17 protein-coding genes, 1 tRNA gene and 2 pseudogenes are annotated in these 19,641 nt (G+C 56.8%); 3 read left to right on the top strand and 17 right to left on the bottom strand.

Features of this window, described 5'->3' with window-relative positions; all coding sequences use genetic code 11:
* Positions 1-68 precede the first annotated feature (68 nt).
* From tnpB to ACEWPM_RS09660, 4 genes are all read right to left on the bottom strand, one after another.
* The gene (gene tnpB, locus ACEWPM_RS09675; protein ID WP_393964071.1) at positions 69-422 is read right to left on the bottom strand and encodes an IS66 family insertion sequence element accessory protein TnpB; all 354 of its coding nucleotides are present in this window, start codon (positions 420-422) and stop codon (positions 69-71) included.
* A complete protein-coding gene (locus tag ACEWPM_RS09670; RefSeq protein ID WP_393964070.1) occupies positions 419-808 on the bottom strand; it encodes a transposase in 390 nt (129 codons plus the stop codon). The genes tnpB and ACEWPM_RS09670 overlap by 4 nt, the downstream gene beginning before the upstream one ends.
* A 554-nt stretch (positions 809-1,362) precedes the next feature.
* Positions 1,363-2,472, bottom strand: coding sequence for an o-succinylbenzoate synthase (gene menC, locus ACEWPM_RS09665; RefSeq protein ID WP_393964069.1), 1,110 nt, complete (start codon positions 2,470-2,472; stop codon positions 1,363-1,365).
* Positions 2,473-2,672: 200 nt separating this feature from the next.
* Entirely contained in the window at positions 2,673-4,187 is a 1,515-nt protein-coding gene (locus tag ACEWPM_RS09660) for an ABC transporter substrate-binding protein (RefSeq protein WP_393964068.1), read from the bottom strand.
* A gap of 289 nt (positions 4,188-4,476) precedes the next feature.
* On the opposite strand from ACEWPM_RS09660, the gene ACEWPM_RS09655 reads away from it, so the two are divergent.
* Positions 4,477-5,280, top strand: a complete 804-nt coding sequence (locus ACEWPM_RS09655) for an IclR family transcriptional regulator (RefSeq protein ID WP_393964067.1) — start codon at positions 4,477-4,479, stop codon at positions 5,278-5,280.
* A 176-nt stretch (positions 5,281-5,456) separates the two neighbouring features.
* On the opposite strand, the gene ACEWPM_RS09650 is transcribed toward ACEWPM_RS09655, so the two are convergent.
* The 8 genes from ACEWPM_RS09650 to ACEWPM_RS09615 form a co-directional block, all read right to left on the bottom strand.
* Positions 5,457-5,951 carry a GNAT family N-acetyltransferase gene (locus tag ACEWPM_RS09650; protein WP_393964066.1) on the bottom strand — a complete coding sequence of 165 codons (495 nt, stop codon included), beginning with the start codon at positions 5,949-5,951 and terminating at the stop codon, positions 5,457-5,459.
* 294 nt (positions 5,952-6,245) lie between these two features.
* The gene (locus ACEWPM_RS09645; RefSeq protein ID WP_393964065.1) at positions 6,246-6,614 is read right to left on the bottom strand and encodes a RidA family protein; all 369 of its coding nucleotides are present in this window, start codon (positions 6,612-6,614) and stop codon (positions 6,246-6,248) included.
* A 14-nt stretch (positions 6,615-6,628) separates the two neighbouring features.
* Positions 6,629-7,924, bottom strand: coding sequence for an NAD(P)/FAD-dependent oxidoreductase (locus ACEWPM_RS09640; RefSeq protein WP_393964064.1), 1,296 nt, complete (start codon positions 7,922-7,924; stop codon positions 6,629-6,631).
* Positions 7,925-7,978: 54 nt separating this feature from the next.
* Positions 7,979-9,538: an ABC transporter substrate-binding protein gene (locus tag ACEWPM_RS09635; protein WP_393964063.1), complete on the bottom strand. Its 1,560-nt coding sequence runs from the start codon at positions 9,536-9,538 to the stop codon at positions 7,979-7,981.
* Complete coding sequence (locus ACEWPM_RS09630) at positions 9,519-10,898, bottom strand: MmgE/PrpD family protein (RefSeq protein WP_393964062.1); 1,380 nt, start codon at positions 10,896-10,898, stop codon at positions 9,519-9,521. Before ACEWPM_RS09630 ends, ACEWPM_RS09635 begins: the two co-directional genes overlap by 20 nt.
* A gap of 7 nt (positions 10,899-10,905) precedes the next feature.
* Positions 10,906-12,696: an ABC transporter ATP-binding protein gene (locus ACEWPM_RS09625; RefSeq protein WP_393964061.1), complete on the bottom strand. Its 1,791-nt coding sequence runs from the start codon at positions 12,694-12,696 to the stop codon at positions 10,906-10,908.
* Complete coding sequence (locus ACEWPM_RS09620; protein WP_393964060.1) at positions 12,696-13,580, bottom strand: ABC transporter permease; 885 nt, start codon at positions 13,578-13,580, stop codon at positions 12,696-12,698. Before ACEWPM_RS09620 ends, ACEWPM_RS09625 begins: the two co-directional genes overlap by 1 nt.
* A complete protein-coding gene (locus ACEWPM_RS09615) occupies positions 13,577-14,518 on the bottom strand; it encodes an ABC transporter permease (protein ID WP_393964059.1) in 942 nt (313 codons plus the stop codon). The genes ACEWPM_RS09620 and ACEWPM_RS09615 overlap by 4 nt, the downstream gene beginning before the upstream one ends.
* Before the next feature lie 239 nt (positions 14,519-14,757).
* On the opposite strand from ACEWPM_RS09615, the gene ACEWPM_RS09610 reads away from it, so the two are divergent.
* Together ACEWPM_RS09610 and ACEWPM_RS09605 are read left to right on the top strand one after the other, a co-directional pair.
* Positions 14,758-15,543: an IclR family transcriptional regulator gene (locus tag ACEWPM_RS09610; RefSeq protein ID WP_393964058.1), complete on the top strand. Its 786-nt coding sequence runs from the start codon at positions 14,758-14,760 to the stop codon at positions 15,541-15,543.
* Between the two features lie 104 nt (positions 15,544-15,647).
* Positions 15,648-15,806: a hypothetical protein gene (locus ACEWPM_RS09605; RefSeq protein ID WP_393964057.1), complete on the top strand. Its 159-nt coding sequence runs from the start codon at positions 15,648-15,650 to the stop codon at positions 15,804-15,806.
* Positions 15,807-15,991: 185 nt separating this feature from the next.
* On the opposite strand, the gene ACEWPM_RS09600 is transcribed toward ACEWPM_RS09605, so the two are convergent.
* The 5 genes and pseudogenes from ACEWPM_RS09600 to ACEWPM_RS09580 form a co-directional block, all read right to left on the bottom strand.
* Positions 15,992-17,665, bottom strand: coding sequence for a flavin monoamine oxidase family protein (locus tag ACEWPM_RS09600; protein ID WP_393964056.1), 1,674 nt, complete (start codon positions 17,663-17,665; stop codon positions 15,992-15,994).
* A 240-nt stretch (positions 17,666-17,905) separates the two neighbouring features.
* Positions 17,906-18,175 (bottom strand): annotated as a pseudogene (locus ACEWPM_RS09595) (IS5/IS1182 family transposase); the annotation flags it as partial.
* Positions 18,132-18,694, bottom strand: a pseudogene (locus ACEWPM_RS09590) (IS256 family transposase). The pseudogenes ACEWPM_RS09595 and ACEWPM_RS09590, both read right to left, overlap by 44 nt.
* Positions 18,695-19,215: 521 nt before the next feature.
* The gene (locus tag ACEWPM_RS09585) at positions 19,216-19,407 is read right to left on the bottom strand and encodes a hypothetical protein (RefSeq protein ID WP_420768014.1); all 192 of its coding nucleotides are present in this window, start codon (positions 19,405-19,407) and stop codon (positions 19,216-19,218) included.
* A 55-nt stretch (positions 19,408-19,462) separates the two neighbouring features.
* Positions 19,463-19,539, bottom strand: a tRNA-Met gene (locus ACEWPM_RS09580).
* Positions 19,540-19,641 lie beyond the last annotated feature (102 nt).

Here is a 19,641-nt window from a genome sequence, read left to right as displayed (position 1 = left end):
GGTGTCGTGATCATGTCCTCAGGATACGATAAAACCCCAGTAAAAACACACAAAAGACAGCGATTGATTCACTCTGCCGCAGCAGGTGGGCGCATCTCCAAGGCCTTGACCTTTCGCCAGTCCAGCCCGGCAAACAGGGCCTCGAACTGGGCATGGTTCAGTGCCATCATCCCATCCTTGATCGCCGGCCAGGTGAAGGTTGTCTCCTCCAGCCGCTTGTAAGCCATCACCAGTCCGGTGCCGTCCCAGTAAAGCAGCTTCAGTCGATCCGCCCGGCGCGACCGGAACACAAAGACCGTGCCGGTGAATGGATCCTTGCGCAGCACCGACGACACAATTGCCGTCAGTCCATCATGACCTTTCCTGAAGTCCACAGGCTGCGTCGAGACCAGAACCCGCACGCGGTTTGACGGGAACATCATGGGCTGGCTTCCAGGCCACGCACAACCGAAACAATCCGCTCCGCCGAGGCCTCGGATTCCAGCCGGATCATCACTGCGCCCATGACAATCTCTGGTCGATCCGCCGCGCCAGCCTCTTCACGCGACGCATCTTCAAACGGACCGACGATCAGCGACGCGAATTCTACAGGATCTTCCGGCGCAGGCAACACCAGCCGCCCGGTCCGCGCCAGCGTCCGCCATGAGGACAGGTGGTTCGCAGGCACACCATGCCGCCGCGCCACAGCATTCACGGTGGTGCCCGGCACCAGCGTTTCCGCTACGATCCGCGCTTTCAGTTCACCCGGCCATTTCCGGTTGCGGCGACCCCGGCCGCCAACCGGGAGAACCTCCAATGTAGTCTCCATGGAGAAAATCCAGTCTAACAATCAACAGGGTCCAATGAACCCATCATGATGACAGACGGAAGGTGGCAGGCAGGAAACGCTTACTAAGCGTTTGTAGTCTTTGAGGAACGTGTTGCACTGGCTTGCGACACGCCAAAAACACGAAAGCCGCCCTGAGGGCGGCCTAAGTGTCTGGTATCTTGTAAATAATTTTGGTTGCGGGAGTTCGATTTGGACACTGTTTCTCGAAAATCTGTGAAAGCCGGAGCGCGCGGTAATGGAGACGCGCAGTACAAACACGGGGCCAAAGCGCTTTGAGGTACCGCCCGTCTGCAGCTTATCCACCGCCTTGGCCGACGGCGCAGCCTTGACGTGATCGAATAAGCCACTTTTAAATGGCTGAATTAGTTCACTAACCGCCGCCTTCTGGCAACAATCCGAAATATCCCATCGGCCGAAGCTGAGGCGAATTTCCAGGCAACGCTGGAAATATCTAAACTACCTGTATCACAAAAACGAAACCGGCTTCCGGAAAACCAAGCGCAGTCTTGAGAAGAAAGGTCAATTGCTCATCCTCAGCGCTCGATACATGCAGTCGTAGTTTCTTCGATAAAAGCACGGTTGAGGGTCACTCCGATACCGGGACCCGAAGGGAGGGGCATCAAGCCGTTATCTGTCTCGAGGGGCTCGTTCACGATATCAGTGCTGAAATAACGGCTGGAACTGGAGGTGTCGCCGGGAAGGATGAAATTGGTGAGGCTGGCCAAATGTATGTTGTGAGCACGGCCCACTCCGGCCTCCAACATTCCCCCGCACCAGACGGGAGCGTTGAAGGCTGCGGCAACATCATGGATGCGCAGCGCCTCGCCAAACCCGCCAACGCGGCCCACCTTGATGTTGATGACCCGCGCCGCATCGGTCTGCAAAGCTTTGCGCGCATCCATCGCCGAGCGGATGCTTTCATCCAGACATATCGACGTTCGCAGCCTAGCTTGTAGGGTAGCGTGGTCATGCAGATCATCGTAAGCCAAGGGCTGTTCGATATAATCCAACCGCACTGTATCGAGCCCATACATCACATCCATATCGGACAATGAGTAGGCGGCGTTGGCGTCCACTGTCAGTGGAGTGTTGGGCAGCGCGTCTCGCACCGCGCGGACAAGCTCGACATCATGTCCCGGCTTGATCTTGAGTTTGATCCGTCGATAGCCTTTCGCTGCATGGTCTTGTGCTTTCTTCACGGTGGCATCGATATCGTCTATTCCAAGTGATACACCTACCGGCACCGCGGTTCGCACTCCGCCCAAGAGGGTGGAGAGCGGCACACCAAGCGATTTAGCCCAAAGGTCTCTGAAGGCCATCTCGAACATCGCCTTGGCCATCCAGTGTCCTCGCCACGGCGCAAGCACCTGCTCGAATACTGCCGGATTGTCGAAGCTTTGCCCAACAACAGCCGGTAGCAGTGCATTTTCAGCCAGATCCAATGCAGCCGGAATCGTATCCTCCAAATAGCTTGGCAAAGGGTCCATCACACCTTCGCCATACCCCTCCAGTTTGCCGCTCCGCAAGGTGAGCAACGGGAACTCCTTGTGATGCATTGTGCCGCTCGAAATGGTGAACGGGTTGATCAGTGGCAGCCGGATCGAACGGATTTCAGCACTTTCGACAGTAAGTGAATGGGGCATCTAAACCTCGAGAAGGGATGAAATGGCAGCAACTGGTCGCAGACGCCGCCATTCTGGAATGGTGTTTGGACCTAGCGAGCGAAATCGGGCCGATCTGCCGCAAAGACGCGGGTCGAAAGTCTTTGCTTCGACGACTGTTGAAAACCGTCCGCGACCAAGCCCGAAGGATCTGCGCGGATCCCCCGGGCTAAACTTCAGAGTCACTTCCAGCTGGCTTCGTTGAAGCGCAGAACCTCATCAGTCGTCGGCGTATAAGAAACCTGTTCCGTCATGATGTAGTTCGTATTGTATGAGAAGAGAGGCGCCCAGTACGCTTGCTCTGCGATGATATTCAAAGCGGTTGCGTAGTTATCCTTGCGCACTTCAGGGTCGGTCGAACTGTCGGCGGCTTCCAGTGCGGCAAGAACGGCATCATCGCGCGCATCATCCTGATCCCCATGTTTAAAGAAATGACTGACCATGGCGGATGCATCGTTGATCGAGGATGATCCCCAAGTCAGCGAGCCGATCGGAACTTCACCTGAACTGTTCAGGTCACGGAGCGCCGAATACTGCAGCATACGAAAGTTTGTCTTGATCCCGACCGCGTTTAGATAGCTGGTAATGGCTTCGGCATATTCACGGTCGCGGTAGGCATAAAAATCGGTAGTGAAGCCACTGGGGTAGCCCGCTTCAGCCAGCAATGCCTTGGCCTTTTCTGGATCATAGGGATACTTCTGCACATCCTCCGTGCAGCCGAACTGGCTTGGAAAGCATGCTGTCCAGATAACTTTGGATTCACCCTTGAGCAAGTTGTCCACAATCGCTTGTCGATCGATCGCGTGGTTTACTGCTTGGCGCACTTCAAGCTTTGTAAATGGATTGTCTGCGCCAGTTCTTCCGGCGGCATCCATCGGCAGATAGGCAACCCGCATCGTGCTTTCGTTCTTGACGACAAAACCCTCGCGCCCCTCCATTTTCTCGGCCATATCCGCTGGCACTTGCCAGACAAGGTCCAGGTTGCCGGTAAACAATTCGGCCAGTTGCGCATTCACGTCCGGAATTACGCGCACGTCGACAGTGCTGATTTGCGCGTTTTTCTTGGGGCTTTCGAAACGGTCTTCGAACGCTTCCAGCACGAACCGCTTGCCCGGATCAACCGAGGTCACTCGGTACGGTCCGGTGCCGACGGGTTCCATGTTCATGCCATCAGCGCCAACTTTGGCATAGTATTCATCCGGATAGATTGCGATCGCCCCTGACAGGTACTCCAAAGCAGCAGGAAACGTCGTTTTGAGATTGAGACGGACGGTATAGTCGTCAATCTTCTCCGCGTTTTTCATCCAGTTCACATTGCTCTGCGACAGCACGCCATTTTCGACATTTGTCACGTAATCGATTGTGAAAACGACATCATCGGCATTGAAGGCTTCGCCGTTGTGAAACGTAACGCCCTCACGCAGTTTGAACTCGATGGTCAGGTCGTCGATCCACTCCCACTTCGTTGCAAGGTTTCCGCTGTACTCATTCGTAACTGGATCCCGATACAAAAGATTGTCCCAGATTGCTCGGCTCATCACCATGCCTTCACGGGAGTTGCTGTAATAGCTGTCAAGGCTCTCCAGAGATTTCGCGATGGAGACGTTCAGCGTATCGTTCGCTTTGTCGGCATAGCCCGCATTGCCAATCACGACAAACAATGCCGCAGCTAGAGAGATGCAATTTGATTTGTCCATTCAAGACACTCCTGAGTTAGATGCGATGTTCGCGAGTTGATGGCTGCAGACCGGCCACTGATGGATTTGAAAAATTACCCTTTCGGCCCACGGGCAGTCAGACCACGCCAAATTCTGGAAGGAAACGCGCCGTCCCTACGTGCGCGAGGTAACAACCTTCCATTGATAAGAAGATATTTTGCGATCCTTGCATGACGTATTAAATAACGATACAGTATATTTAACTTTAATTCAAGCATAGCGCATTTGCGCGTGTCAAGAGCGCTGGCGCGATTTCAGGAGCCCCTAGATGGACAACTCACCCAACGCTCTCTTCGTTGGCTCTCTCGCAAAGGGCCTGAGGATCTTGCGTGCTTTTGACATGAATGAAACAGAGATGTCCCTGAGTGAGCTGGTACGCAAAACTGGGCTCGACAAGAGCTCAGTGCAGCGGCTAGCGAACACGCTGTTTCTTGAGGGGTTCTTGTACAAAGACGATGTGACGCGGCGGTTCAGGCCGTCTCTCGCATGGCTGGAAATGGCGAATGCCTATTATTGGTCCGACCCACTTGTGGCCCTTGCCATGCCCAAACTGATCGACTTGTCGAGAGATATTGGCGAGACAGTCAACCTGGCCAGGCTATCCGACGGCCACATCATTTATGTATTCCGTCTACCCAACACGCGATCCAGATTTGCGGCCACGATCGCGGGAAGTAAATTGCCTGCACTGGGGACCGCTTCTGGTCGAGTAATTCTTTCCACGTGGGATCAGGTAAGCCGCGCAGAAGCCCTGCGGGATTGGCCGACATACGCAGTTACTCCTGCTACAATTCTGGATCGCGACCAGATCGCGCGTGAGGTGGACGACGCCGCCCGCGAGGGATATTCGATTACGCAAGGACAAGCGTTAGTCAATGAAATCAGCATCGCAGCACCTATACGCGACGCAAGTGGACGCGCCACAGCGGCCGTCCAGTGTTCGGTTTCAGGACTGCAGTGGGATCATGATCGCATCACCGCCAAAATTGTTCCGGCCCTTACCAACACCGCCAATAGTATTCTTATACCTTCCCGTGCCGGCTACCAAAATGTCGACCGGGACAATCAATAACTGCTTCACTGACAGGTTGTCAGACCAAAAGAGTGCTTTTCGAGATAGGTGATTTTCAGAACATGCGCCACCAGTTGATACTGTTGAGCAGGCCATCACCGCTGTGGTCACATCGCCAATTCCAGGTGAATACAATCGCGTCATGTATCATGAAAAGACGCATTTATTTTCGATCTTCAAAGTTGGCTCCATGCCCTCTCGGTCAGCGCTTCGAGAGCTGCGCCGGTTAAAATCATGTTTGTTTCATCGGTCGATGCGATGAAGCCGAGCCGGTCGTATGCTGCGCGCGCGCCAAGGCTGTCATGGTAAACCGTGAGTTTCAGAAATTTTCCGGCATTCCGGCTTCTACCCTCCCGAATGGTCGCGGCCAGCAGTTGCCGGGCCAGTCCCAGACCACGCGCACTTTCCGCGACCCAGAGATCGCTGACGAAGATGCCCGCTCCACCTTGGCTAGTAGAGAAAGCTGGCGCAGCGAGCACGGCAGCCACCGGTTTGGCACCTTGAATGGCGAGCAGTGCAATGCAAGATGCTGTGGGACCGCAGACCGCTTCGGCCAATGCCGCGGGGTCGGCGGTGTAGGGATCACCCAATTCAAACGCGAGCTGGCGCAGGGCAGAATCCAGCATGTCAATTTGGTCTGGCATTACTGGTGCCATCGCGATCTCGCCCACAGATCAAGCCCCCTCCACGCCGAGTGAACACGTGATGCTAGAGCGAGACCGTAAACCTCGTGCATGACGATGAATAAGGTTATGTGATCTTCGGCAAGCCGCCTTATTACGAGGATCACATCTTCTACCAGTTTGGGAGCCAGCGCCGATGTTACCTTTCAGAATCTCCAGAACCGCCTTCACGTGAGCTCCAGCGCGAGCTTCTTGTATTGGGACATCATTAATCTCTTTCTCATCAAAGATTAGCAGATTGCAAGTCGCAGCTTGTTTCAGTGAGAAATTACTACGGATGGCTCAGGTATCACTCAGAGTGGCTTCGCCAAGAGCTGCAGTGACCATAATTTCCACGCGCATTTCGGGGTCGCCCAGCTCGACCGCACAACAACAGCGAGGAGGTGGATTGCCCGGAGTTACCCACTCTTTCCAGACCGCATCCATGGCGGGAAAATCTGCCATGGTGGTTATCCATATCTCGGCTGTCAGCAGTCGTGACTTATCCGTTCCCACCCGGGCTAGTAGATCGTCAATCTTGGCCAGTGTCTCGCGGGTTTGCATGGCCACGTCTCCGGCGTTGTCTGAGAACTGCCCCGAAAGGTAGCAAATACCGTTGTAAGTTGTCATGCGGCTGCGACGGGAATTAACGTCAAATCGCTCAAGTTTCATTGTCTGCCCTTTCGTCAGGTTTCGCGCCCGGCCTTGCGGCTTTCCAAGGCGGATATGATTTGGAAGCCGATGCTTCGAAACGGCTCTGGTGCGATCAGGCTCGCGGTGCCCATGGCTTCGGTGACTGCCTCAGGTGTGCCGGCGCCGGTCATCAGCTCGGCCAAATGCCGACCCAGCATTGTACCCTTGGCTATGCCGCTACCGTTGCAGCCGCCCGAAGCGAAGAGCCCAGGTTCCAGTCGACCCCACCAAGGAGCCCCGTTCATGGTGAAGGCTGTCGTGCCGCCCCAGACATACTCCAAATTGACATGCGCAAGGTCTGGCCATCGGCTTATGAACCGGCTGCGCAGCTTGGAGATTGCTTCATCTTGGCTTACCTCAGATTCGTATGCATAAAGTGATCGCACCATCAGCCGATCTCGTCCGATGCGCCGAAGCGTGGTGCCCAGACGGTGTGCTGGCAAAAGACCCCAATTGTCCGCACTGCCCAATTGACCAACATCAGCCGCGGAAACCGGGGCGGTGATCGCAGCATAGGTGTAGATCGTTGCCATACGCAATTTCAGATAACCAAAGCTGCGAATGAAGCTGTTATTGGCCAGAGCGACTTGACTGGCGCGGATAATGCCTCCGTTGGTCGTCAAAGCCCAGCCGGTGTTCTCACGTGTCATCCCAAGAACCGGAGAGTTCTCGTAAAGCGACACATTTTCTGGCAAAGTGTCAGCCAAGCCGCGGATAAGGGCGGCTGGTTGTAAGAGATAGGTGTCATTCACATAGATGCCGAGACGATAATAGTCCGATCCGATCCGATCTGCGATTTCAGCCTGATCGAGCACCGTATGTTTTATCCCGTTAATCTGCGCGACCTCTATCACGTTGCGCAGCGAGACCTCGCCGGCTTCTGTCGCGGCGGCGCGGATGGACCCCACTTTGCGCATATCGCAGTCGATGCCGTTTTCTTCGATCAGACCGGTTAGCCATTGGAAGGCTGGTCCAATCAGCGCGCTCTGCCGTCGTGCGGTTTCAGCGCCCTTCATGGTTGCAGTACGGGGCAGGACCTCTGCGGCGGTAAAGCCTGAGTTGCGCGCGGATGAGCCTTCACCGACCGTGGTGGCTTCCAGAACTGCGATCCGCGCCTGAGGATCCAGTTCGTGCAAGCGACGCGCGATTGCCAGCCCGGTAAAGCCTGCGCCGATCACAGCGTAATCAAAGGTTTGATCGCCCGCAACGGGAGTATGCGGACGACGGGTCGGCAACATGGCGTTCCAACCGCAGATATTGGAATAAGTCGGGAATGGAAGCTTGGACATAAGCGCCACATGTCAAGAGAAAGGGCCGCGGTTTCCCGCGGTCCCTGTGGTTTATTAATCGGTGAAGTGCGTCTCTTCAGTCACGAGCGGACCAAGGGACATCGACCCATTGAAGTCATGACCCCAATTGAGGTTTTCACGTCGCGCCCAGACCCCGGCGGTCTCGGTCACCGGGATCGCGCAGACCTCTTCCAAAATCACGCGCTGCGCTTCTTCCCAGAGTTCGATCTGCCGCTCCTGATTGGTTTCCGTACGTGCGGCTTCGATCTGCTCATCGGCCACGTCGCAATGACTAAAATTGGTCACTGCGGTTGGCGTGCCAACAATGGCGTCCGAATGGAAAAACTGGCTTAGATAGACATCCGCCACCGGGAACCGCGCCGCGCCATAATTCACGAGAGGGCTTAGATCCTGGCGGATCATCTGATGCCAGGTCGCGTGTTCGACAGGCTCCAGTTCCAACGTGATACCTACCTCAGAAAGCTGTGCCTGCAGGACCTGGTTAGACGATTCATAGCTCGGAAGCTGGCTCCCGATCATCGGCACTGTCAGCCCATCGGGATAACCCGCTTCGGCCAGTAGTTCGCGAGCGCGGTCCGCATTGAAGCTGACATGGCCATTATCCTCAGTGTAGCCGAGGTTGTTCGACGGAACGACGGATTTCGCCACCCTAGTGAAAGCGTCGCCGCGGTATTGTGCGATCCGACTTGGATCCACGGCATAGGCCAGAGCTTGGCGCACGCGGATATCGTCGAAAGGCTCGCGTGTGGTGTTTATGTGCAAAAGAGAGAGTTCTGCCGGGTTGAAAATGTCGACAGTTGCTCCGTCGATCGCAGTCGTGCGCTCCAACCAGCGTGGATCCGCAAGCCCGGTAATTGCATCGACTTCACCTGAAAGGAAGGCTAGATCGCGTGCCGAGGCCGCGGAGAGGAAGCGATAGGTAATCTTCTCGAGCTCGGGCGTGCCACGGAAATAATTCTTATGTGCAGTAAAATGGACTGCAACACCCGGCTCAATGGAATCGAGTTGGAAGGGGCCAAAGCCAACGGGACGACGCGAAAACGCATCGCCACGCTCTTTATAGGCGTCTTCGCTTATGATGAAGCCGCCAGCGTAGTTGGCCAGCAATCCCAGAACGCTGGGTATCTGCTGGTTCAGCGTAATGCGGACGGTGTGGGAATCGACAGCCTCAACGCTTTTGATGGCGGAATAATCGCTGGCAAAGGCCGAACGCTCAGAGTCCGCAGACTTGTTAAGACTAAAGACCACGTCATCGGCTGTAACCTCACCATAACCGTGATGCCACTCCACACCTTTGCGCAGCTTGAAAGTCCAGACAAGGTTGTCCTCGCTGGCTTCCCAGCTTTCAGCCAAATCGGCTTCGATTGTTGCTGGATCAGTAGAGCCGGGCGCAAAACGAACGAGGCCACCAAAAACCCAAGCAACCAGCGTCCTGTCTGTAGTGCTGGATGAGTAGTGCGGGTCCAGGTTGCCGATATCGGCGGCAGCAGCCCCAAGCGTTAGCTCTGTATTGGCAAACGCAGACATTGGTGCAATCGCTGTTGCCGCAAGAACGGCGGCGAGCATGTGCCCCTTAGGAAAAGAGAAGTTCATCTTTATTACCTCCTTGTTGATGAATCGTTTGGTCAATCTGCGCAGCATCCGCATCAAGAGCCGCAAAAAGCGGCGCAAATCCATGGTCCATAAGCCCATCGAGCGCATTGAGAATTGTCTCTTGGCGTGCGACGGTTACATTTGCAGCGCCAATGCGGCGGAATTTGTCGATAACTTGTTCGCGCGACATTGGGTTGGCCACATCCCCCAAGGGATGCAGCACGGTCAAACTTTGCGGACCCTCCCCCTGATCCATGATGACACGACAAGGTGTTCCGACGGGAAAGGAGCAATCAAAATCTTCATGCGCAGCCAGCTCAATCCGTCCAGCCAACTCCAATACTGCAGCATCGGTCAGCCAAGCTGGATCAACTGGCTGGAGAGCAGCGGAACCTTTCAGCGCAGCCAGAGCGCAACTAAAGTAGTAACTGTATTGCCCGGCTTCGAGCGTCGCCGGAGTGCGGGAGTTTGACAATTTCAATCCCTGCGGGAAGGTTTCGATCCGCAGGCTGATAATGGGCTTCCCAGCGTGGCGCAGCTCAGTGATCGCATCCACTGCGGCATGCATGTAGCGGCAGCACGCGTAAGGCTTCAGATAACACTGGTGTAGCCACCACTCCTCACCCAAGCCATCAGTCAGGGTAGCGCGCTTGAACCGGTCTTCGCGGTCCAGAAGATCGATCGGCCCGGTCGCGCCGGCATGGGCCCTGAAGGCGCCTGTCAGCCCAGCAGTGACAGCGGGCGGGATTCCCTCTTTCACAGTGCTGCCCTGGTATTTCGAACTACCTGTGGGAAAGCTTATGGGACCCTCGGCGCCAGCGATGCCCATCGCATAGGCCATCTTCCGAGCATCAAGACCCAGAAGCCGTCCGGCTGCTACCGCAACGCCATAACCGACCCAGCGACCGCTGCTATATGTCTCGAAAGTTCCCGTCGGTCGCGAAGTGGCGATACGCAGCGCCACGTCATAGCCGAGCGCAATCGCATCAAAAATCTGAGCATCGCTCGACCCGAGCGTCTGCCCCACAGCTAGCGCGGCGGGGATAACTCCCGCACCCGCATGGCCGGCGGCGCCGCGGTGTCCATCATCGATATCGAGAGCACTTGCAGCGGCTGCGTTGACCATGGCCGCTCCGGCAAGCGAGAGCTTGAGATCAGTGTACCAGACCTGTGCCGGCCCGCTACCGTAGAGCACGGGCGCCGCCGCTCGAGCTGCCGCAGAGAGCGGCATCTGCAACCCGGCAGCAGTGGCGGCCAGCAAATCTGTCACGAGTAATGAAACCCCCGCGCTGGCTTCTCGGGGGAGGCAACCCTGCGGATGATCGGCCGCGAAGGCTGCGAGTTCCTCTATCGCATGCATATAAAACCTATTTATTTAAGACGTCAGACGGGGCCCGACGAATGAAGTGGTTCTCGCCAGCCACATCCCATTCCGGCGCGGGGTGAAGATAATCCAGCGGCTTGATCGGGCTACGAGGTGCTGTGGAATCGAGTGTGGGAAGAACGCGGGTGTCGCGCTGGTCGGGATGGGTGATAGGAATGGCCGACAGAAGGCGCTGAGTATAATCATGCCCGGGTCGCCCTATCACGTCGTTGCGATTGCCTATCTCGACAATTTCGCCGAAATACATCACCGCAACGCGGTCGCAGATCCTTTCAACCGCAGCCATATCGTGGCTGATGAAGAGATAGGAGACTCCGAATTCCTCTTGCAGATCGATCATCAGTTCGATGATCTGCCCCTTGATCGATACATCGAGCGCTGAGACCGCCTCGTCTGCGATGATCAGTTTCGGGGACATCGCTAGTGCCCGTGCAATGCAGATCCGCTGGCGCTGCCCGCCTGAAAACTCGTGCGGCAGGCTTGAGGCGCGGGCGGGGTCGAGACCGACGCGCTCCATCAGCCATTCCATTTTGTCAACGGCCTCGCGGCCCTTGGCTAGACCATGTACAAACATCGGCTCGATGATTGCTGACCCAATAGTTTGTCGGGAATCCAGCGAACCATATGGGTCTTGAAAAATCATCTGCACATCACGGCGTAGCCGTGCCAGGCTGCGCGGATCATGGTAGTTGATGGGCTGCTCCAAGACGCTTATCTGCCCGGAATGAATTGGGGCAAGGTTGATGATCGCCTTACCAATCGTAGATTTTCCTGAGCCGGACTCACCCACCAAGCCCAGTGTCTCTCCCTTCCCAATTGCAAACGAGACATCGTCGACTGCATGGACGATGCCCGTTACCCGACCAAGAAACCCGCTGTGCATCGGGAAGCGGACCGACAGATCGGAGACTTTGAGAACGGGTTGGTCACCAGAGAATGATATTGGCACGCCATCCACTGGGCGAGCGGGTATGGTGCCATCAACGCGCTTTCCAGCGACGCTGGGCGCGGCTTCAATCAAACTCTTCGTATAAGGGTCCTTGGGATTTGAGAATACTTCGTGAACCGTGCCACTTTCAATCTCGCGCCCATGTCGCATGACCAAAACATGGTCAGCGACCTCGGCGACGACACCCATATCGTGAGTAATGAAAAGAACTGCTGCTCCCGTCTCCCGCTGCAAATCCTTCAAGAGCGCCAGCGTTTGGGCTTGGACTGTTACGTCAAGCGCAGTGGTCGGCTCGTCCGCGATGATCAGCGCCGGATCGCAAGCGAGCGCCATGGCGATCATCACGCGTTGGCGCATACCACCCGAGAAAGTGTGTGGGTACTGACGCATGCGAGTTTCAGGATCGGGGATGCGCACCTTTTTCAGCATCTCAAGGACTGCCGCTTTCAGCTGGGCGCCCTTCAACCCCCGGTGGATGCGAATGACCTCGCCCAACTGATCTCCAATCCGCTGTACAGGGTTTAGAGAAGTCATAGGTTCTTGAAAAATCATGCTGATCCGATCGCCACGAACTTGACGCATCTCGGATTCCGGCAGTGTTAGAAGCTCTCGATCATCAAACCTGATCGATCCCTCTGTCCGGCCAACGCGATCGGGTAGAAGCCCCATGATTGCCAGGGAGGTGACGGATTTACCCGACCCCGATTCGCCAACCATGGCAAGCGTGCTGCCGGGCGCGATTTCGAAGTTTAGGTCGTCTACAACGGTCGCGCTGCCAAAGGAGATGTTTAGATCACGCACGGAAAGGATAGAATCTGTTGGCATTAGGAGGCATCCTTTAGACGCGGGTCGATCGCATCTCGGAGACCGTCACCGATCAAGTTGAAGGCGAGAACCAAGATAAGGATTGCCATGCTGGGCATAAGCGCCAGATGAAACGAGTTGAGAATGTTGTCGAAGCCGTCTCGCACCATGCCTCCCCACGTTGGGGTGGGCGGCGCAAGCCCCAGTCCGATGAATGCGAGTGAAGCTTCCGTTCGCACGGCCGTTGCCATCCAGAGCGAGGCCATGACCATCACTTCGGGCAGTATTGCAGGAGTGATGTGACGAAAGAGAATGCGAGGTCCCGAAAATCCCATCGCGAGACACGCCTCCACATACTCCCGATCACGCTGTGCAATGACGCCCCCGCGCGCGATTCGCGCAAAAGCCGGGGTCGCGGTGAACGCAATGGCGATAATGATATTTGTCAACGTGGCCCCAAGCATCGCCACCATCGCAAGGCCCAAGATCAATGCGGGGAAGGCCAGCACGACATCCATAATCTGCATCAGGATGATGTCGATCCGCCCGCCCACATAGCCCGCGATCATGCCGATCAAAGTGCCTACAACCATAGCGATGACGATTGCAAAGAAGCCGATCGTGAGGGAATAGCGTGCCCCGTAGATGAGCCGCGACCAAATATCCCGACCAAACTGGTCAGCACCCAAGAGGTAGTCCGACCCAGGCATGGCCAACGTATCCATGATGTTCTGTCGAGCCGGATCATGCGTGGCCAGCAGCGGCGCAAAGGTAGCCATCAATATCAGTGCAACGACGATGATGAATCCGATCCAAGTCGAAACATTCAGTTTGCCAAAGAAGCTCTGGAAACCACTGTGGCGAACGACTGGCTCAGGTATGGGAGTAGAGACTGGTTGGGTCATTTGTATTTGATCCGCGGGTCAAGGAAACCATAGGTCAAGTCGGTCAACAGGTTCACCACGACGACCATCAGCGTGTAGATGACAATCATCCCCTGCAGCAGCGTGTAGTCGCGTTGCGTCAAAGCGGTGAGAATAAGCTTACCGAGGCCGGGCCGTGAAAAGACGATCTCGGTTAGAACTGAATTACCGATCAAGATCCCCAGATAGAGACCTACGACCGTGGTGATCGGGATCATGCAATTACCAAGTGCATGGGTCCAGATGACCGTAGTTGGACTGGCACCTTTGGCACGCGCCGTACGTACGAAATCCTGGTTTAGAACCTCAAGCATCGCAGAGCGGGTAACACGAGTGATGTAAGCCATCATGATCAGCGCCAGCGCCAATGTTGGCAAGGCCATTTGGCGCAGTCGATCTGCGATCGTATCGCCGGTGCCTGCACTGATGACCGGAAACCACCTGAAATGAATCGCAAAGACCATCAAGAGAACTATTGCTGCAACGAACGCCGGCAGCGAAAGCCCCAAAAGCGAGATGAGCCGCAAGACATAATCTGGAAGTCGGTTGCGTCGCACTGCAGCCCAGACCCCGGCCGGAACGCCGAGCATGACGCCGAGAAGCAGCGCGGCGATGGTCAACTCCAAGGTATATGGCAGAACCGCCAGAATCTCTTCCATGACTGGCCTTCCAGTAACCAAGGAGTTACCCAAGTCGCCCTGCACTGCATTGAGCAAAAATGTCCCGTACTGCACGAGCAGCGGCTGATCCAGGCCGAGCCGATCACGCAACGCCTCGATATTGGCGGCACTTGCTTGGTCACCCAAGATCACCATTGCCGGGTCGCCAGGCAGGATGCGCACGAGGATGAACACCAGCGTCAGAGCGCTGAAGAGAGTGATCGTCGCAAAGCCAAGACGCTTGATCAGAAATGGCAGCATTTGTCTCCCCCTCGCGTTGCTGGGATGCCCGGCAGTCACTTCACGTGAAAATCCAGAGCGACACCCTTCCCACATTGATTGTGAGATGCGGAAAGCCACTCCGGTAGACGAGCCCATATCGCGAGCTCATCCAACCTCCACGTCGATACAAGACAAACACACACGCGGCCTGTCAAATTATTCCTTCTATCGGAACGAAAATTAACGTATTGTTCCAATAAACGGAATATTGGTAGAGTATGACCGCTTCTAGAACATCGTCTCTCAATGCCGAGCGTGCGCTCGATATCCTGCTTGCACTGGGAGAGGTTGGACCTGAAGGACTCAGCCTTTCCGGGATCGTGCAGCGGATCGGTGGCGGGAAATCAGCGGCGCATCGCTCCATCGCCTCTCTCCTGAATAAGGGCTTCGCGGAACCGACCGGGCGCTATGGCCACTATAGGCTTGGCCCCGCAATCTCGATGCTCGCCCAGCGACAGGAACGACTTGAGCCGCAGATCCAAAAGCTTCGTCCTGGCATGACAGAATTTGCGCGCCGAACAGGTTTTACAGTCTTTCTAATGGTTCAGGCCGGTGTCGATGCCGCGTGTGCCGAAATGGTCAGCCGATCCTCGCGCCGACACTTTTCACTCGGCTTAGGAGGGCGGGTACCGATGGGCGTAGCTGCGGGTAGCCTAGCGCTTTTATCGATCCTGCCCGAAAAGGCCGCCGTTCAAATTATCGAGTCCAATGCCGAACGCTACCTGCGTCATCCATCGCAACGGTACATCGACAAGATGGTAATCGCGGAGCAAGTGGGCGAGGCACGGCGGCGCGGTTATGCCGTGAACATGGCGTACTATCTTCCAGGGGAAGGTGGTCTGGGCCTGCCGATTCCGCGTAGTGATTCATCCGAAGTAGATTTAGCCGTCTCTTTCAATGCACCTTTGGAAATGATGAACGATGAATGGATCGAGGAGATCGTTAAGGAACTCCGGGAGTGCCTGAAAGCATCGGCCACGCACCAAATGCGTGAATCCGGTTGATCTCAGATATCGCACGAGCAACCATGATCGACGAAGTTTGCTTGTAGATATGGCCGTTGCTCGCGGGACATTTTCGTAAACCTCCCAGGTTTGGGAAGAAGGAAATGCTCATCACCAACGATCAAAGGAAGATTCAAGCCAATGCGATCAACTTCCTTGAAAAGTTCCCATTGCGCATCCGCGAAATCAGGGCGGATACCTACACCATTTCTCGGAACGCTATCGCAGCGGACGAGCTAATCAACGACAGAAAGCCTCTATAGCCTACGGCTCAGCCCAACTCCTGAACAGGCGATGTCGCGTCCACGACAACACCGTCAGGCCGCACAGTGCCTTGCGCTGCCGTCCACTGCGCCAGAACACAGTGTTTAGATGGACCAGACCGATGATGCATTCACAATCAAAACCGTCCACCCGATAACGTCAAACCAAGCGGCTCGGAGCAGTCTCAGTCGCCAAGATCGATCGGCCCGTGCTCAGCATAGAGATCGCCCGGCCCGGGGTTGGATCCGGGCGATGCGCCGCCCATGTGGTTCATCACCCCCCAGACCGCATTCAGCGCGGTCTGAACGGCACCCTCGACCCAGGCCGGCGTCCAGCTCACCCCGTCGCCGGCGATGAAGAGCCCGCGCTCATGCGGCGGCATCCCGGACTGCATGAAATGCCCGAACATGCGGTAATTGTAGCGGTAATGCCCGGGCAAGGCGCCCTTGAACGCGCCGAGGAAGTTCGCGTCGCTCTCCCAGCTGACCGTGATGGGATTGCCGACGATATGGCGCGCGATATCGACATCGGGATAGATCTTGCGCAGCACATCGAGGGCCAGCTCGACACGCCGTTCGACCGAGAGAGGCTCCATCTTCAGCGCATCCGACATCCACGAATAGGTCAGGCAGATGACTGCGGGCTCGTCAGGGCCGTTCTCGAAGAAATACGTGCCGCGCGTCATCCGGTCCGTCAGGGTCACGCTCATCCGCTCGCGGCCGGTCCTTGGATCGCGGTCCCGCCAGAACGGACGGTCCACCATCACGAAGGTTTTTGAAGACTGCATGTAGCGGGTCCGATCGAGCGCCATCCACATCGACTGGCTGAGCAGCTTTTCGTCGAAATCGATGGCAGTGCTGAGAACCCAGCTCTGACAGGTACTAATCAGGGCGTCATATTTTTCCGTGCGCCCCCACCGGTCGCGGACGATGAAGGGGCCGGTCTCGCCCTCGCGGTGAATGGCAACAACGCCCGGCAGCGTGGAGCCGCCATGAAGCTTTTGCAAAGATGTGCCGGCGGGCCAGTGGGCCATGCGGTCCGGCGCTCGTTTCCAAAGGCCTTTCGGCACCTGCTGAACGCCGCCGACAATGTAGCGCTGATCGTCATCGAAGCCGAGCAGATTGACCCGCAGGATTTCCAGCATGGTGTTGCCGAAATCGCTGTCCCAGCCGCCCGTGCCGAAGCCGACCTGACCGAAAACCTCGCGGTGCCGGAAGGACAGGCGCCGGAACGCGTCCGAAGACGCGATGAAGTCATAGAAACTGCGATCGTCCCAGTCCCGGACAATGGGGTTCCACAGCTCTTTCACCCGTGCGGCATCTCGGTCCTTCACGGCGGCGCGCAGCTCGGAGAATTGCGCATGATCCTCCAGCGCCTGGTCATAGGCGGCGCTCACCTCGCGATAGAGCGGTGGCAGGTCATCGAGGGATTCGGCGTAGAGTGTCTCGCCCGCAAGGTCGATCACCGTCGATCCGGCCGCGTCGGTCAGCGGGTTGGGAAAGGGACGGGACTCAAGACCCAAGGTGTCAGCATAGTGATAGAAAGCAGTCGAGGAGATCGGAAACCTCATGCCGCCGAGCTCTGCGATCGCGTCATTGGCACCTTCGAAGGCCTGGCTGCGCAACCGCCCACCCAGTTGCCCGGCTTCATAGACAACCGGATGCAGGCCGAGTTTCATCAACTCGTAGGCGCAGACCATCCCGGCCATGCCCGCCCCAATTACACCGACCTTCTTGCCGTGGTTTTCTGCAGGAAGACTGCCGATGCCGTCAGCATGGGTTATCCATGAATCATAGGCGAAGGTGAAATCGGGACCGAAAGCGGTCACCTCGGGGCGCGGTCTGCTGTCTTCAGTCATATATGGTCTCATCCTTGGTGGGCTAAGATAGCTTCAGGTCGAGTAGCCGGTCCCGACGATGGGCCCGCCCTTTTCGTACCGAACGATGCGAGGCAAGGCTAGGGTGGCGGCGCTCAGGAAAGCCCACCTACCAATGCCGGCGAGATCGCCTCTCGCAAGGTCACGAATGCACGAAAGCCCACAATAGACTCTGTTGCACAAATCGGGTGATGGCCGTGCTGCCCCTTTCCCCGGACAGACCTATTCTACAGCTTTCGTGACGGGTATGCCGAGCGCGGTGTAGCCGTTGAGGACGGCAATGCGGACTTGGATTTCGGCGACCTGACGATCGAAGTCCCGCGCCATGAGGCGCTGTCCGAGAAGTTCCATGCAGTCCATCTTCGTTCCGACGCGGCTTCGACGGTGGTATCCGCTCCAGTTTCGCCAGATCGCGCGACCGAGGTATTTCGAAGCTCGCAGTGCCTCGTTACGCGCGATTGCGCCCGCTGTCACGGGCGTCCAGGCGTGTGCCGCGCAGGCCACGATCGGCGAGAGAGCGCAGAAACTCGTCCCAGGATACCTCGGCTTCGCTGGACTGGACGGCGATGCCCAGAACCTCGCAGCGGCCGTCCAGGTTGACGGCGACGGCCACTATGGCCGCAACGCTGACGATCCGGCCGCCCCGGCGCACCTTGATGTAAGTGGCGTCGAACCAAAGGTAGGGCCATTCGCGTTCCAGCGGTCGCCCCAGGAACGCATCGACCCTTTCGTCGATCTCGCCGCAGAGCCGTGAGACCTGGCTCTTGGACACCCCGGTCATGCCCATCGCCTTGACCAGGTCGTCCACGGAGCGTGTCGAGAGGCCCTGGACATAGGCTTCCTGGATGACGGCGTCATGGCCGTCTCCGCTGCGCGGCGGGGTTCCAGGAAGTCGGGTAAGTAGCTCCCCTTGCGCAATTTCGGGGTATTCACATCGACCCTGCCTGCACGCGTCTCCCAAGCCCGGGGCCGGTAGCCGCAGTGGTTAGACAGCTGGCCTCGCCGTTGCATCAGATCGCTTACACATTGCCCAAAGTTTGACGAGAGGGACACCCTCTCGCCGCTCTCCCGATCCCAGCCTCCGTTTTGCCGCGCGCTTCTTGCGACGCGCAGCAAAACGGAAGCTTTCTTCATAAGGTTTCCACCGCTGGTGTCGATTTTTCACACCAAGGAGACCCAAAATGTTTCACCAACCCCAACCTCTCTTTCCGGCTGCCGACTGGGCCACCAACCCACAGCGCGGCGATGTCGTTCTATTCCGCTTCCCGATCGCGGACGGCACCGACCAAAGGAATGCGCCCAAAAGGCGGCCCTACCTGGCCCGCAGGAAGGCCGAGAAGAAAGAACGCGATGATATGTTGCGGCTCCAGGATCAGAGCATCCGGCAGTTGGAGGTCAGGCACGCAAACCTGATGAAGGCCGTTGAGGATGGCGACTATTCCGCGCCGATCATCGCCCAGCTCAACAGGGTGGATGCGGATCTGGCGGAAGCGCGCGCGAGACGTGCGACAGAGGCACCAGAGCCGGTCGAGTTACCCGAAGATCTGCCGGGGATCTACCGAGCCCATATTGATGATCTTGCGGATACCTTGTCCGACGAGGATGTATCGGGGCGCGCCAGCGAGGAACTGCATAGCCTGATCGACACCGTGGTGGTCGATTGGGACGGCGAAGAACGGGTTCACCGTCTGGAATTGCGTGGCAAGCTGTTGGAGTTGCTGCAAACAAAAAAGCCCGCCGGTGCGGCGGGCTTGGCTGATTGCGAAAGTTCGCTAAAGTTGGTTGCGGGAGTAGGATTTGAACCTACGACCTTCAGGTTATGAGCCTGACGAGCTACCGGGCTGCTCCATCCCGCGCCAATTTCCTCACGGGTTGCGGTTTTGTGAGGAATTTCATCGAAAGAGAGATACGTTTATCTCAAGGTTTTACTAGGTTTGGCGACGACCTACTCTCCCACG

The sequence above is a fragment of the Roseovarius maritimus genome (assembly GCF_043355895.2).
Classification (GTDB): Bacteria; Pseudomonadota; Alphaproteobacteria; order Rhodobacterales; family Rhodobacteraceae; genus Roseovarius; species Roseovarius maritimus.
Note: the sequence above shows the minus strand (reverse complement) of the source record. Positions and strands in the feature narration are given on the sequence as shown.

Bases quoted from the DNA above. Each gene is read 5' to 3' on its own strand.
- ACEWPM_RS09660 (WP_393964068.1), bottom strand. From the start codon at position 4,187: ATGGACAAATCAAATTGCATCTCTCTAGCTGCGGCATTGTTTGTCGTG.
- ACEWPM_RS09615 (WP_393964059.1), bottom strand. From the start codon at position 14,518: ATGCTGCCATTTCTGATCAAGCGTCTTGGCTTTGCGACGATCACTCTC.
- ACEWPM_RS09635 (WP_393964063.1), bottom strand. From the start codon at position 9,538: ATGAACTTCTCTTTTCCTAAGGGGCACATGCTCGCCGCCGTTCTTGCG.
- ACEWPM_RS09640 (WP_393964064.1), bottom strand. From the start codon at position 7,924: ATGTCCAAGCTTCCATTCCCGACTTATTCCAATATCTGCGGTTGGAAC.
- ACEWPM_RS09625 (WP_393964061.1), bottom strand. From the start codon at position 12,696: ATGCCAACAGATTCTATCCTTTCCGTGCGTGATCTAAACATCTCCTTT.
- ACEWPM_RS09620 (WP_393964060.1), bottom strand. From the start codon at position 13,580: ATGACCCAACCAGTCTCTACTCCCATACCTGAGCCAGTCGTTCGCCAC.
- ACEWPM_RS09655 (WP_393964067.1), top strand. From the start codon at position 4,477: ATGGACAACTCACCCAACGCTCTCTTCGTTGGCTCTCTCGCAAAGGGC.
- ACEWPM_RS09600 (WP_393964056.1), bottom strand. From the start codon at position 17,665: ATGACTGAAGACAGCAGACCGCGCCCCGAGGTGACCGCTTTCGGTCCC.
- ACEWPM_RS09630 (WP_393964062.1), bottom strand. From the start codon at position 10,898: ATGCATGCGATAGAGGAACTCGCAGCCTTCGCGGCCGATCATCCGCAG.
- tnpB (WP_393964071.1), bottom strand. From the start codon at position 422: ATGATGTTCCCGTCAAACCGCGTGCGGGTTCTGGTCTCGACGCAGCCT.
- ACEWPM_RS09610 (WP_393964058.1), top strand. From the start codon at position 14,758: ATGACCGCTTCTAGAACATCGTCTCTCAATGCCGAGCGTGCGCTCGAT.
- ACEWPM_RS09645 (WP_393964065.1), bottom strand. From the start codon at position 6,614: ATGAAACTTGAGCGATTTGACGTTAATTCCCGTCGCAGCCGCATGACA.
- ACEWPM_RS09670 (WP_393964070.1), bottom strand. From the start codon at position 808: ATGGAGACTACATTGGAGGTTCTCCCGGTTGGCGGCCGGGGTCGCCGC.
- menC (WP_393964069.1), bottom strand. From the start codon at position 2,472: ATGCCCCATTCACTTACTGTCGAAAGTGCTGAAATCCGTTCGATCCGG.
- ACEWPM_RS09605 (WP_393964057.1), top strand. From the start codon at position 15,648: ATGCTCATCACCAACGATCAAAGGAAGATTCAAGCCAATGCGATCAAC.